This window comes from Bittarella massiliensis (ex Durand et al. 2017), assembly GCF_009876955.1.
Taxonomy (GTDB): domain Bacteria; phylum Bacillota; class Clostridia; order Oscillospirales; family Ruminococcaceae; genus Bittarella; species Bittarella massiliensis.
In genome coordinates this window covers 101,944-115,291 of record NZ_WWVY01000001.1, presented here as the reverse complement: position 1 = coordinate 115,291, position 13,348 = coordinate 101,944, and the positions used below count along the sequence as shown (strand labels likewise).

At 49.8% G+C, this 13,348-nt stretch carries 14 protein-coding genes and 4 pseudogenes; 1 reads left to right on the top strand and 17 read right to left on the bottom strand.

Features of this window, described 5'->3' with window-relative positions; all coding sequences use genetic code 11:
* Positions 1 to 32: 32 nt before the first annotated feature.
* From mobQ to GT748_RS15300, 5 genes are all read right to left on the bottom strand, one after another.
* Entirely contained in the window at positions 33 to 1,622 is a 1,590-nt protein-coding gene (gene mobQ / locus GT748_RS00525) for a MobQ family relaxase (protein WP_161213384.1), read from the bottom strand.
* A gap of 176 nt (positions 1,623 to 1,798) precedes the next feature.
* Positions 1,799 to 1,996, bottom strand: a complete 198-nt coding sequence (locus tag GT748_RS00520) for a hypothetical protein (RefSeq protein ID WP_161213385.1) — start codon at positions 1,994 to 1,996, stop codon at positions 1,799 to 1,801.
* Positions 1,997 to 2,334: 338 nt separating this feature from the next.
* Positions 2,335 to 2,649: a DUF3847 domain-containing protein gene (locus GT748_RS00515; RefSeq protein ID WP_161213386.1), complete on the bottom strand. Its 315-nt coding sequence runs from the start codon at positions 2,647 to 2,649 to the stop codon at positions 2,335 to 2,337.
* The gene (locus tag GT748_RS00510) at positions 2,646 to 2,984 is read right to left on the bottom strand and encodes a DeoR family transcriptional regulator (RefSeq protein WP_005933747.1); all 339 of its coding nucleotides are present in this window, start codon (positions 2,982 to 2,984) and stop codon (positions 2,646 to 2,648) included. Before GT748_RS00510 ends, GT748_RS00515 begins: the two co-directional genes overlap by 4 nt.
* Positions 2,985 to 3,176, bottom strand: coding sequence for a hypothetical protein (locus GT748_RS15300; protein WP_172455309.1), 192 nt, complete (start codon positions 3,174 to 3,176; stop codon positions 2,985 to 2,987). It lies immediately after the preceding gene.
* 533 nt (positions 3,177 to 3,709) lie between these two features.
* On the opposite strand from GT748_RS15300, the gene GT748_RS00500 reads away from it, so the two are divergent.
* Positions 3,710 to 4,531: a helix-turn-helix domain-containing protein gene (locus GT748_RS00500; RefSeq protein ID WP_161213388.1), complete on the top strand. Its 822-nt coding sequence runs from the start codon at positions 3,710 to 3,712 to the stop codon at positions 4,529 to 4,531.
* A gap of 65 nt (positions 4,532 to 4,596) precedes the next feature.
* On the opposite strand, the gene GT748_RS00495 is transcribed toward GT748_RS00500, so the two are convergent.
* The 12 genes and pseudogenes from GT748_RS00495 to GT748_RS00440 all read right to left on the bottom strand — a co-directional run bounded on the left by GT748_RS00495 (position 4,597) and on the right by GT748_RS00440 (position 13,254).
* A complete protein-coding gene (locus tag GT748_RS00495; RefSeq protein WP_161213389.1) occupies positions 4,597 to 4,863 on the bottom strand; it encodes a helix-hairpin-helix domain-containing protein in 267 nt (88 codons plus the stop codon).
* Between the two features lie 3 nt (positions 4,864 to 4,866).
* Complete coding sequence (locus GT748_RS00490; protein WP_161213390.1) at positions 4,867 to 5,514, bottom strand: flavin reductase family protein; 648 nt, start codon at positions 5,512 to 5,514, stop codon at positions 4,867 to 4,869.
* Positions 5,515 to 5,537: 23 nt separating this feature from the next.
* Positions 5,538 to 5,918, bottom strand: a complete 381-nt coding sequence (locus GT748_RS00485) for a GNAT family N-acetyltransferase (protein WP_161213391.1) — start codon at positions 5,916 to 5,918, stop codon at positions 5,538 to 5,540.
* Positions 5,902 to 6,360: a GNAT family N-acetyltransferase gene (locus GT748_RS00480; RefSeq protein WP_161213392.1), complete on the bottom strand. Its 459-nt coding sequence runs from the start codon at positions 6,358 to 6,360 to the stop codon at positions 5,902 to 5,904. Before GT748_RS00480 ends, GT748_RS00485 begins: the two co-directional genes overlap by 17 nt.
* A gap of 36 nt (positions 6,361 to 6,396) precedes the next feature.
* Complete coding sequence (locus GT748_RS00475; protein WP_161213393.1) at positions 6,397 to 6,807, bottom strand: ester cyclase; 411 nt, start codon at positions 6,805 to 6,807, stop codon at positions 6,397 to 6,399.
* Positions 6,808 to 6,827: 20 nt separating this feature from the next.
* Positions 6,828 to 7,031, bottom strand: a pseudogene (locus tag GT748_RS00470) (helix-turn-helix domain-containing protein); the annotation flags it as partial.
* A 142-nt stretch (positions 7,032 to 7,173) separates the two neighbouring features.
* Positions 7,174 to 7,326: pseudogene (locus GT748_RS00465) on the bottom strand (Maff2 family mobile element protein); the annotation flags it as partial.
* A gap of 32 nt (positions 7,327 to 7,358) precedes the next feature.
* Positions 7,359 to 8,399: pseudogene (locus GT748_RS00460) on the bottom strand (VirD4-like conjugal transfer protein, CD1115 family); the annotation flags it as partial.
* Positions 8,400 to 8,534: 135 nt separating this feature from the next.
* Complete coding sequence (gene ltrA / locus GT748_RS00455; RefSeq protein WP_044992104.1) at positions 8,535 to 10,442, bottom strand: group II intron reverse transcriptase/maturase; 1,908 nt, start codon at positions 10,440 to 10,442, stop codon at positions 8,535 to 8,537.
* Between the two features lie 690 nt (positions 10,443 to 11,132).
* Positions 11,133 to 11,870: pseudogene (locus GT748_RS00450) on the bottom strand (type IV secretory system conjugative DNA transfer family protein); the annotation flags it as partial.
* Complete coding sequence (locus GT748_RS00445) at positions 11,867 to 12,349, bottom strand: PcfB family protein (RefSeq protein ID WP_021658676.1); 483 nt, start codon at positions 12,347 to 12,349, stop codon at positions 11,867 to 11,869. The pseudogene GT748_RS00450 and the gene GT748_RS00445, both read right to left, overlap by 4 nt.
* A gap of 5 nt (positions 12,350 to 12,354) precedes the next feature.
* Positions 12,355 to 13,254 carry a DUF6017 domain-containing protein gene (locus GT748_RS00440; RefSeq protein WP_044992106.1) on the bottom strand — a complete coding sequence of 300 codons (900 nt, stop codon included), beginning with the start codon at positions 13,252 to 13,254 and terminating at the stop codon, positions 12,355 to 12,357.
* Positions 13,255 to 13,348: the final 94 nt, after the last annotated feature.

Below are 13,348 nucleotides of genomic sequence, written 5' to 3'. Positions count from 1 at the left end.
TCTCACGGGGAAAATGGCAAGCGCCTGATTGGTTAAAGTTCCATATCCTGTTTTTGCTGGCGGCGGGGCGTCTGGCGTTTCTCTGCCTGTTCCTCCCGGATACGCTGCTCCCGGCCTTTGACCGCCTGCTGGATGGACGGTTTCTTTCCCGGCTCTGCGGTCTGGCGGTACTGCTCGGATGGCAAAACCTGATTGAGCCAGTGGCGCACATCCCGCAAAATCTTTACATCCTCCTGTACGGCAGTCAGCGCTTCCGTCTTGGAAGCGATATTCTCTGAAAGCTGTGCCTGTTCCCCGGCCAGCTTCTTTGTGCTGTACTTCGCCCCATCAAGGTGAACCTTGAAATACCGCAGGGCAGCGTTGTAGGCGTCCAGTTCCTCCTTATGGTCGGCGGCAAATTTCTCCTTGGGTTTCTTCCAGCGGATAGCGGCATATTTCGCATGAACCGGCTTGTTTGCTTCAAAGTTCTCGATATGGAAAAGCAGCCGGTCAATCTCTTTCACACGTTTCTCCATCGGCCTGATTTCCTCACGGATAGAAACGGCCTGTGCGCTGGCTTCATCCAGATAAGCGTCAAGGCTCTCTACGGTGGAAATCTCTTTCTGCCGCAGGAAGTCAAGGGCTTCCATGACCTTGTTGAAATCTCCAACAGTGCCTTTCAGCTTCCCCTTGGAAGTCCAGCCGGTACGTTCCTCGCTCCGTTTATCCAGATACCGGGAAAGCAGTTCGGGGATGGTCGGCTCCTTGGCCTGTTCCAGCGCTTCCAGCAGCGCCGCCTTTTTCTCTTTCAGGCCGGACAGCCAGCCCTTTAAGCTGCGTACCATCTGCCGGATAGACTGCATGAGGGAATTGGCGGCTTTGATGTCCCGGTTCAGGTTGCCGATGTTGGTCTGTATGCCTTTCTTCTCCAACTGGCTGACCGCTGGCCCCATGTGGACGGTGGGGATTTTATCAATCCCCTGTCGGGCATAGGAGCGAAGGTCAAGGCGCTCCGGGCTGCCGATGGCTTCCAGATAGCGGTTCGCCGTATCGGCCCAGCCCTGCCGCCATATCTCGGCGTACTTCTGGTCGTTCCAGTCCACGGTGTCCTCCTTGTGGCTTTTCCATCTGCCGGACGCAAGCCGGATACGCTCGCCGTTCTCGTCAAGGTCGTAGACCTTCCGGCTCTTGGGGAGCCATTTCCCGGTTTTGTCCATTGCCCGCATGGTAAGAAGGATGTGGGCGTGGGGATTTCCGTCCCCCTTGTCATGGATGGCGAAGTCGGCAATCATGCCTTTGGAAACGAAAAACTCCCGGCAGTAGTCCCGGATAAGGTCGGCGTACTGCTCCGGGGGAAGTTCCCTCGGAATGGCAAGCACGAATCTCCGGGCAAGCTGGGAGTTCCATTGTTTCTCAATCGCTTCGGCAGCGTTCCACAAGGTATTCCGGTCTGCGTACTCCGGCGGGGCGTGGGGCGGCAGCATGATTTCGGTGTGGACGATTTCGCTTTTATGGGAATAGTATTTCTGTTTCTGGTCGTATTCGGAAAACAGCCGTTCCCCGCTCTGGTAGGCGGCAGACGCAACGGCTGACTGGCGCTTGCTGCGCTGGATGATTTTCACATCAAAGTGCGGGCATGGCAAGCAGTGTCCTCCTTCCTCCCGGTGTCCGGGCATAAAAAGAGCAGGGAACCTGTTTCAAGATTTCCTGCTCGGTGGTGCCGCCGGTGGGCGGCTGGTATTCGGTTTTGAAAGTTCGGGTCAGATTGGCCCGAAGATAAGATATAATCTGTGTGATAAAGTTAATTTCGTGGGTGTCCTTAAAGAAGTTCCAACGCCCTTTTATACAGTGGGTCTAATTCACATCCACAACTCCCACATTCTTTATCAGCCTGCTTAATTGCTGATACCAAAGTGTCCTTATCAAATTTGCCGTCTAACCATTGCTGCGCCGGAACAGCTATTAAATCCCAGCCAGAAGCAACAAACTTCTGCATAATAGATTTCAATTCATCCATAAAACTTCTCCTTTCAGCGGAACAGATTTCCTAGTGTTGGCTTCATTATACTATGATAGCCCGCTTATGGGAATAGATAAATGGTAAACTTGCTGGACGGGAACAGCTTGCAGCGCAAGGTGTTTCCAGGCGGCAAGTCCACAAAGGGGTAGCTGGCGGCAGCCAGCGCAGGGGAAGTGTAGCTTCCCCTGTGATGATTGGCAGGAGCCGGAACGCTGCGGGCAATCATCCGCTTTCCGCAGGAAGCCCCCGGCAGGGCGCAACACACTACCTTCAGGTGGTGTATAGTTGCGCCCTCTTTCAGAGGGGCAGTCCACGGGCTGCGGCTCTGAAAGCAATCATGGCCGTTTCCGGCCTGCGTCCTCTCCCTGAAAATTGCCGTTTCCGGCAAATACTTTTTCCATAAGCTGCCGGGTGCTGTCCTGCCGGAACAGCAGCTTCAAGAACAAACTGACCTGTTCATCCGTGATAGCTTCCGGGTGGGGAAGGTAGCTTTCCAGCATGGCGGCTCTGGTGCAAAGCCGGTGTGTCCGTTCCTTCCGTGTCAGCGTCTTTATCTGGTGTTCCAATATCTTTTCTTCATGCTGCGCCCTTCGCAGCTTCCTTTCCGTTTTCTCTATCTCCTGATTGAGTTTTTCCAGCTTTTCATTCATAAGCGGCTGTCCTCCTTCTTGGGAATGAGTACATATATCTTGTTGGGTTCCCCGAAGCCCTGACGCACTCGCAGTATCAGTCCGGCGTCCTCCAATTCATTCAGGGAACGCTTCACGGTCATGGTGCTGCGGGCAAGTGCCGCCGCCAGTTCCACGATGGGGAAATGGATAAATAAAATCCCGTTGGCGTCCTCTATGCCGGATACGAAAACAATATCCAACATCCGGGCGTACATGACCTTGGCGGTGCTGCTGATCGGGAGCCGCAGCATGGCTCTCGGCAGCGGCATACAGGGCGGCAGGGTGGTGTCTGCGGTCATAAATTCAACTTCCATTCAATCGGTGTCCTCCTTTACTTTTCGTTTTGAGCGTTTGGAAAGATAATGGGGGCAGTCCACAATGACCGCCCGGAAACTCTGCTTGCAAGTACGCTGGCATTTCCGGCAAAGGTCGTTGTACGTTACCCGCCCCCGTTCATTGAGGAAGAAAGACAGTTCCAGCTTCCTCTTTTTCGGCATTCTCGGCATGGTGCCTCCTTAAACAGAAATCCGCCCATTTCAGCCGTAACAGCCGCAATAGACGGATAGCAGATTTTAGTGTCGTGTTTCGGGGCGATTTTCAAGAAAAAAACGGCCATAGAGCCGCCCGGAAATCTCCCGTAGTATTACGGATAGGGTAGACTATGCCCTATCGGATTGTTGTGTTTCGGTATCAATTCGGTGTTCATTTTCGCCGGTTCTCCCTGATGTCGTTCCTGCCCCTGACTCTCACAACGGCGTTTCGCTCCCTTTGGTACGCTCGTTACGGTCAGGGTTCCTCCATTTCCCTGCCGCAAGTCGTTGCGCTACATCGCCGGGGAGCATATCCCATACAGGCCGGTCATTCGATTGGAATAATCCATCGATGAACTAAGCCCATTATGGCACATTTTTGAGCCTTCTCCCGTATATCCACAAAGTAGGAAAACTGCCCCAAAATCGAAAATTTCCACGATTGCGGAACAGGTATGGTATAATGGGCTGGACGGCGGCAGCCAGCCGCAGGAAGGAGCGATGTATCTATGAAAACCCGCATTTCCGTACAGGAACGCCTGAAAGATTTACGGGTGGAACAGGGCTTAAATCTGGAAGAACTGGCGCAGAAAACCGGCATTTCAAAATCAGCCCTCGGCAGCTATGAAAACGACAACGATGAATACAAGGAAATCAATCACGGCAGCCTGTTGAAACTGGCAGACTTCTATCAGGTATCCGTTGACTATCTGCTCGGCCTTACCAACAACCGGAAGTATGAAAACACGCCGATAGAAGAATTACATTTAAGTGATGAAGTCGTGGAACTGCTGAAAAGTGAACGCTTCAACAACCGGCTGCTGTGTGAGATTATCTCCCATGAAAAATTCAAGGAACTGCTGGCAGACGCAGAAATCTATGTGGACGGAATGGCAACCATGCGTTTCCATGACATGAATAGCTCGCTGGCCGCTGTGCGGGCTATGATACTGGAAGAACATCCCGAAGCGGTGGCAGACCGGGCAATCAAAGTATTGGAAGCCGGTCAGGTAAAGGAAGAAGATTTCTTCTGCCATGTGACGCACAAAACATGGGACGTTATTCTTCACGACATACGCAAGGCGCACGAAAATGACAGCGAAAGTGCGCCGGATACCACGCCCGCCGATGAACTGATACGGGAAGTACAAAAGGCCATGCAATCGCCGGGGGATAGGATTCAGCAATTCACGGAGATGTTCTGCAAGGCGTTCCAGCTTAAATATAAGCGGCTCTCACAAGAGGAACGAAGCCTTTTGAAAAAGCTGTTCAAGAAATCCCCGCTGATAAAACAGTCTGGTATGAACTTCCGGCGCAGGCCGTGGAAATGAAAACTGCCGTTGCGGGAATGGGTGTTCCTGCAACGGCAATTAGTTTAGGGGATGATATTCACTTTTCATTCTTTGCTCGGATATTCTTTATCTCTCCAATACCACCATTTCAATTTTTCTGCTTCGTGGGTTTCATTCTCGGCAAAATATACGGCAAGGCGGAAAACATAAAGCTGGCACTTATCTTCCTGAAAGCCTTTATATAAGCAATCCTGTAAATATAATTCTTCTGGTTTCTTTCCTTTTAGGTCAGAAATCTCCCGTATACCAATGTTTAATAAGTCCTGCTCAATGTTTTTTCCAACTCCGGGAATGTCCCGCAATCTGCCCATTGTCTAATCCAACCTTTCTATCTTTACCGTGGCAATCGCAGATTGATTTGGTTGCCCGGTAACAAGGTCTTGCGGTGCCGGTATTAACATCATAAAACCGTCTGTCCCATATCTCTGCTCATAACCTTGTGCGTATTCTTTCTCAACAGAAATGTGCTGCACTTGACCGATAACCATAGCTGTTATTCCTGCGCCGCTTAAATCCTGCGTTTCCTTCAAGGTACATTCCATATTGATAAATGCTTCTTGGATGATTGGCGCATGAATGGTTTTTGCATTGGAAAGCGTAAAATAACCTACTGCAAATTCGTCTGTTTCCATATCGTTGTGTTTAATTGTGTCTACCAACTTATCATAATAGCTTATCGGGAGAAAGTTGATACAAAAGCATTTTTCCCTTTTGATATTGGCATAGGTGTGGGTATGCTGATATAGATTTCCCATTACTGCGAAGAAAGCAGTTTTATCCCCATGAAAGCAACTCCATGAATGGAAGCAGACATTCGGTTTCCCGTTTTCTTTCCATGTAGTAATTGCAAACAAAACGGTTGGTATTCCTGCGGTCACTTCAAAATGTGAAAACAATTCAAATTCTTCTGGATATGAGGGCTTGAAATACTGCGGAAAATCTTTTCCAATCTCTATCTTCATTGCACTACCTCCTTGAATTTGCGCTATCGTTTCTTTTCTATGATGTAGGACTGTAAACTTCTCTGACAACCATTCTTTTCATAAAACGCTTCAATTCCCGGTTGCGAGCCAAAATACAGCATTGTCGGTGTATTTTTCTTTGCCAGTTGGAGAAGCTGGCTTCCAATTCCTTTATTCTGATAATCTGGAAGCACAAGCAACTCTGTAATTGTTCCAAAAAAATAACCATCTGACAGGATACGCAGGCAGCCGACAAGCCTATCTCCGTCATAAGCAGTTATATTTTGCGTTTTAGATAAAGCATTTTGCGTTTTTTCAATATCATAGTCTCCCGGCCATACTTGGTTTACGAATGTAAGAAATACCGAAGCGTTAAGCATTTTATCATCAATTCTGTATTCCATTGTCCCTGTACCTCTCAAATTTCATTGGAGTAAATCTTATTCCATCAGATAATTGCTCACTATCCATATCAATAAAGCCCAGTTTGTGATAAACAGGAACCGCATACGGAGAAGAATTAACCGTATAAACCGGGTGATTGCTGTTATTCAAAACGCACTCCCATAGCTTTCGCCCAATACCTTGTCTATGGTACTTGGATTTTACAAAAAAGCAGCAAATGTGCTTTCGATTTTCATTTGTAGCAATTACGCCTCTCAACTCATCATTTTCATAGGCTCCCCAAAATTCCAGAGAAGCTACAATATCTTCATTTTCAATAAAGTCCCGGAATGACTTAACACCTTCATCAGAATAGTCAGGGGCTTCAAATTGTAAAAATGTTTCCCATATAAGGCTTAGTGCCGCAGTAATCTCAACTTTGTTTCTAATTTTCCGTATCATTCCTTATCCCCCTCCATTTAGACTAAACCTGTCGATTTAGACCGGCTTTATCATATTATGCTCATATAGTGTTTCAAAAGTGTTGACGGCTCCACCATGCTCAACGATTTTACCGTCAACTATCTTATCAATATCAATCCCTGTGAAAGACAGTCTTTTATGTGTCGGCTTTATTCCAATCCATTCTCCCTCATGAGTTCCTTCCATGACAAATTCAGAAATGATGTAATCTCCATCTTTGTACTGCCGGAGTATCCGCATTGTATAGTCTGGATATGTTTGCTTAACGGCTGTAAGGTGTTCTTTCATACCTTCCAATCCTAAAGGAATTTTTCTTTCTCCATCAATAAGGACACAATTCTCTGAAACATATTGAGGAAGTTCATTGAGCAAGTTGTTTGAAACAATGACTTCATAGAAATGCTTTATGGTTTCCTTTTTATTCATTTCACACCTCACAAATTAGTATCATCCGGTTCCAACTCAATCACATCCAAAATACCACAATTCAGGGCTTCGCAGATACGAACCAGCGTTTCCATGCTGATGTTTTTGCCTTTACCCATGTTGGCAATCATATTTGTGGTAAGACCGGCGGCAATCCGCAAGTCCTCTTTCCTCATATTGCGCTCAACCAGCGTGTGCCAGAGGGGTTTATAGCTTATGTGCATTTATCCTCCTGCCTTTCTCCCTGTTCCGGGGTTCCTGTTCCCATTATATCAAAGTTCTTGCTATTCCACAAACATTTCTTGACACAACCGCCGGTTCCGTCTGGATTGTGCTTTTCCTTTCTTCCCTTGATTACATCTACTTAGCCATAAGCTGCTTAATTCCCTGCGACTTGGAGGCAGGGTTGTCCTGCCCGTAACCTTCCAGGAGGTTGATGCCGCCCCACACGCACAGGCCGCCGCCCAGCGCGATCACCAGAGTCTGCAATACATCGATAGCGTTAGTGAAAAAATCCATAAATCATATTTCCTTTCTTCGTTGTAGAATTGTTATTGAAGGTCCGTTGCTGTCAATTCGTACATCTCGAAAGGCTCATCCGGCTTTACGATGGCCGGTTTGCGTTTCATGTACCGTTCCATATCAAAGAGGTACTTCTTGTCGGCGTCGGCGGTGTATTTGTAGTTCGGATGCTTCGTCAGGTCGTACTTGTCCGAGAGGAACGGGCGCACGCCCCGCAGCATGAAGATACACTTGCCTCCGTCCATCACTGCCAATTCGTCTTGTGTCATCAGCTCCTTTCCCAATTTTTGATAGGTGAGGCCGTGGGAAACCTGGCTGCCCCGGTTCTCGGATTGATTGAAACTGTCAATCGTTTCCTTCCCCAGCAGCTCCGAAATTTCTTTCAGGGTGGATTTCTCCTTGCCTCCCAAAAACAAGGTGCTGTCGCAGTTACCCACGATGGTATCCGCCGCGTCCTTGTAGATGGTCTTTAACTGGCTTTGCGACTGCAAAATAATAGAAGCCGATATTTCACGGCTTCGGATGGTGGCGATCAGCTTGTCGAAGTTCGGGATTTGACCGATGTTCGCAAACTCGTCCAGGAGGCACCGCACATGGACCGGCAGGCGGCCCCCGTAGAAGTCGTCCGCCTTGTCGCACAGCAGGTTGAAAAGCTGGGAGTACATGAGCGCCGCCACAAAATTGAAGGTGCTGTCCGTATCTGACAAAATCACGAACAGCGCCGATTTGCGGTCGCCCAGGGTGTCCAGCTCCAGCTCGTCCTCCGCCATGAGGTCCCGCAGCTCCTGGATGTCAAAGGGAGAAAGGCGGGCGCCGCAGCTAATCAGTATGGATTTTAGAGTTTTGCCCGCGGCCATTTTGAATTTGCGGTACTGCTTCACCGCGAAGTGGTCCGGGTGCTCCTTTTCCAGCTTGGCGAACAGGATGTCCACCGGGCTTTGGAACTCCTCGTCGTCCTCTCTGGCCTCGCTGGCGTTGATGAGGTCCAGCAGGGTGATGAAGTTGCGCTCCTCCGGCTCCGCCTCGTACCAGATGTACCCGATGAGGGCGGAATAGTACAGCCGCTCGGCCTATAGTGATAGGTAATCCTTTGAAGTTATCGCCGGATTTTCCCCCACTTCACACCGGACGTGCGACTTTCACCGCATCCGGCGTTCCATCGATTGTTTTCACAAGCATTTAATCAATCTCCAAATGAAATACTATTATTCTATTGCGGACAAACCAGCCCGCTCACGCAGACTGCTCACTTTTAACTTCAGTTCCTTTGTTGTTTTGAGAGTATCAGCTATCGCTTTCAGCTCATTCATCGGGCGTCTTTGCAGAAGCGGAAAGAATCTCCTGTGGAACAAAATCATGTTTTGATAGCGTTCCCTGCCGCCAAATTCTGCCGGAGTTTTCAGCCAGCATACGATGTCAGCCGCATTTTCAAAGAGTTCTCCACTTAGCGCACATTTTCCACGTTGAGCAGAGAATAATGAAATCCTGCTGTCTGTGAGTTCTGTGCTTCGACCCATAGACGGTTGATTTCTCAATCCCGCCAGAACAAATGAGTTCAGGCTTAGGTTTGTGTGTATCAATGCCCGTCCATCGGCCGTATAACTGCATACCGCTGTTTTCTTTGCCATCGGTATCTTGTTCTTGATATATGCGATAGGGTAGATAGGTTGGTCGATTCCTGATACATACCGTACCATTGCCGACTTACCGAACCGCTCCTTTTCGCTCTCGGTCATTGCACCGCCTTCTCGAACAAGTTTGCACCCGGTTTCTGTATTGAGCCGGTTAGTTAAAACTGTCATGACCTGCCTGTGGATTTTTCTGCAATCAATACTGACACAGGTAGCAAGCTGAAAATAATTCTGTATTCCCAGAACCATTGAATTGAACAGCCTTATCTCGTCTAAAGGTCTTTTTCCTTTGGACGGTCTGGCAATCCGCTTCGCTTGTTCCACCAGCTTTTGCTTTTCCAGTTCCAACTTTTTGTCACAGATATGAGATTGCACAGCGTACCTACCGCTTTTTGGTCTGACCCGTATCTTGAATCCGAGAAACTCTGAATAGCGTTTTCTGACATTGACTATCCTTGTTTTCTCCGGCGATACTTCAAGCCTTAGCCTCTCAGTTATCCACGCTGTTACAGCTTCTTTTGTTCTCAAAGCGTCCTCTTTATTCCGACAGAAGATTCTGAAATCATCTGCATATCTCACGATGTACATTTCTTTCAGTCCCGTTTTCCTCATTTTGAGAAATGCCTTGCTCCGGTCAAAAGTAATCGAGCTTCTGATTTTCCTCTCATACCCGTATTCCTTTACAAGAGGGTGGTTCTGCCATTGGCTCTCTACCCAGTTATCCAGTTCATTCAGCACGATATTCGCAAGTAGCGGTGAAATGATACCACCTTGCGGTGTGCCTTTGTCTGGAATGAGGGTAGTGCCATCTGGCATTCTAATCGGTGCTTTCAGAATCCGCTTGATAATAAAAATCAACTGTTTGTCGTGTATTCCCAAAGCCCATATCTGCCGCACCAGCTTACTGTGATTTACATTATCGAAAAAGCCCTTTATATCAAACTCAATCACATAATGCAGATTCATTCGCTGGAGCATGGTATAGGTTCTCTGCATGGCGTGTTCTACGGAGCGGTTCGGGCGAAAGCCGTAGCTATTGTCGCTGAATTTCGCTTCGCAGATAGGCTCCATGACCTGCTTGATACATTGCTGTACCAGCCTGTCCCAGATACAAGGAATACCCAACGGGCGGGTCTTGCCGTTTGGCTTCGGAATGTCTTTACGCCTGACCGGTTTTGGGCGGTATCCGTGATGACTTCCTGTGACAATAAACCTCACTTTCTCCACAACTGTTTCGGGCGGTAAACACCCGATGTCACTGATGTTTCTGTTGTCTGTTCCTGCTGTGTAGCTTCCTCCGTTTGCTTTGATGTTCCGATATGCCAGAAGAATGTTATCCCGGCTTAGGATTATATCCATAAGGTCGGTAAAGTTGTCTCCGTCCAGACTTCGGCGATAGAGTTCGTCAAAAACTGGCTGCATACCGTAATACTCGGCGTGCCGTAAATCGTCTACACATAGATTTTTGCTTTTCTTTGGCATAAGGCATCACCTCCTTTTACGAAAGTGACCCTTTTGGTCTTACTCGAATCCTTATGTTGGATTGAATAATGCCTGTTTATCTCAACCGACTTGTGGCCATTCCTCCGTAGCTCACATAACGCAAGCACATCATAGGTTCGACCACTGCTTTTCAGCAGCAGTTCGTCTGCTTATTGTTCTTCGTCAGATTATTCCTTGCGGAATCTGCTGCCTTTCCTCGTTCCGATAGTTCTATCTGTACATACATACCCTTAGGTTCCTGCTATAGACCTGTCGGCTTGCCTGTGCCTGTAACACAGCATGGTCGTTCGTAGGGCAAATTTCTACTGAACCACACCGACTGCGCTTTAACGCACCCACGCATTTCTGCGTGGTCTTCTTTTAGACCTGTACATTCGCAGGTTCGTCAGTCCGCCCGCCAAAGCGAACATTCTAACCATAGGTATCTTATAGACCCTCGGCCTATAGGTAACACAGTCTGCCGCCAGACCGCTTTCGACCACTTTTGGCAGTGGTTACGGTTACTCTCAGCCTTTGTCATGGGGCTTCGTACAAAAGCCATTACAGCTAATGCACGCCCATCAAGGGTAGGCGTTTCAGGGCGTTACCCCGTCATTCCACCTATCAAACTACCAGTTCTCCGAACAACGGAAAACCGTTGCCCGTGCGCAGACTTTTTACCGCCTGCGAACGAGTCGCACTGACCCAGAAATCCTCACTGGACTTTTCGCCCTCGCCCTTGGTGTTGAGGATCAGGGCGTTCACCAGCTTCAAAATGTCCTTCTCCGAGCGGATATACGCCAGAGGGTTATATTTCATGGACTTCTTGAAGTTGATAAGATTTAGGCTTTTGATGCGGTATCCCTTGCGGTCCAGCAGGGCCCCTACCTCGCATAATATCGTACCTTTCGGATCGGTGACTACATAGGAGGAATGGCACTGGAGCAGGTTTGGTTTGACAAAGAACCTCGTTTTGCCTGAGCCGGAACCGCCGATGACCAAAATATTCTTATTTCTGGCGTACTTGGGCTCTTTCGGGCGGCTCGACATGGTGATCCGCTCCGTCTGGGTGAGGAGGACATTCTGGAAAAAGTCCGGGTCTGCGTAGGGGGCGATGTCGGCTGGGGTGCCCCAGCGGGCGCTCCCATACTCGATTCCCCGGCGGTATTTCTTCGCGTTCTTGCCCTTGGAGTAGACCACCAGCCGGATCAGCACCGCGCCGGCGGTGCCCACGCACAGGTCCAGCAGATGGAAGCTGGGCGCCAGGCTGGCGAAGGCCGCCGAAAAGCCCTGCCCGATGTGGAGTAGCTTCTCCGAGGCGTCCGCCCCAGGCGCCAGCCGCACCCCTTGGCAGAGCTTGTCAAAGAGATACACGAAGATGAGATACGGGAGGTTGAGGATGATCTGCTTTTTCAGCTTATCGGTCATCGCGCCACCTCCCGGTCCTTGGCCTTGACCTTCTCCCGTTCCCGGTGCTTGGTCTTGGTCTGTTCCTGAGCCTGGGTCAGCCGCTCCCGGATGGTGGGGCGCTTCTCCCGGTTCAGGGTCATGGCGGTGAACTCCTTGAAGGCCGGCTGGAGCTGGTCCTTATCCTTCGCCTTGAAGAACACATAGTAATGCGGTGGGTCCGTGGTGGGGTCCTTTTTCAGGGCATAGTCGATGTCATACTTTTTCGCCACCGCCGAAAACGCCTTGATGTTCTGCTCCGTGATCTCAATGTTGGTCAGGGAGGCCCCATGCTGTTTGAGCTGGTGCAAGGTCTGTTTCCCCTGGTGTAAGCTGCGCTGGGAAGGTTTTTTCTGCATCTCCTCCAGCACCTTCTTCACGGCCTTTTGGAGCAGGTCCGCCGTCATCTTGCCGGTCTCCACCGAGAGGGAGACCACGCCCTGGGTGATTTCTTCCTGCACTCACATCACCTCCGATCTCCGCCGCCGTACATATCGTGGCTCACCAGGGAAGTGTAGTAGCTGTCGATGGTGGCCGGGGCGTTATACAAAGCGGCCAGCAGGTATTTCTTGATATTGCGGACATAGGTGGTGTTCTCCCGCATACGGTCCAGCACATACTCGATGTGGGAACTGTTCAGCTTCAGGAACCGGGACTTGACCACCTCCGCCGGGTAGTCATCCCCGGCGATGCGGATCATCTCCCGGTTGGAGCACACCGTGTCCACCATGAGCTCCACCAGCTCGTCCAGGCGGTCCCGGTCAAGGCGGTGGTTCTGGATGAGACAGTCATACTCGATGTTCTCCAAAATGAGTTCCCGATAGCTCTCCCGCTCCCGCATCCGGTCCCGTCCCTTCCGGTCCGAGCCCCTGGGGGTTTGGGGGATTGATTGGACAGGATTTGATCCTTCCGTACTTGATAGATCTTTTTTTGATTTTTCTTTACTTGATCTATTAGTATTTAATTGTGCGGGGTTTTCCTGTTCAGGTTCTTCCAAGACAGGGGAAGCCTGTTCAGGATTATCCAGGACTGGATTTTCCCGTTCAGGTTTTTCCGGTTTTGGTTCCGGCGGTCTGGGCTGCTCCAGGATGGTGTACTCGATGGCGCCGAGCTGGCCGTTGGGGTTGCGGACCCGCTGGCGGATCACATAGCCGTGTTCCTCCAGCTCCCGCACCCCGGCGCAGATACTGTCAACGCCATCCTTGCAGATCCGGGCCAGCCCCTTGGTGGTATAGTCCCACTCCTCCGGCAGGGAGAGCATGAGGGAGAGAAGGCCCTTCGCTTTCAGCGAGAGCGACTTGTCCCGCAGGTGATGGTTGGACATCACCGTGTAATCGCGGGTTTTCTCAATGCGGAATACCGCCATGTTGGATACCTCCTTCCTTCGGTTTTGAAAAGTGTTCGTTTCGGCGGGTTTGCGCCCCTGTATCGCCACCCGGCCTCCCATGAGGGAAAGGATA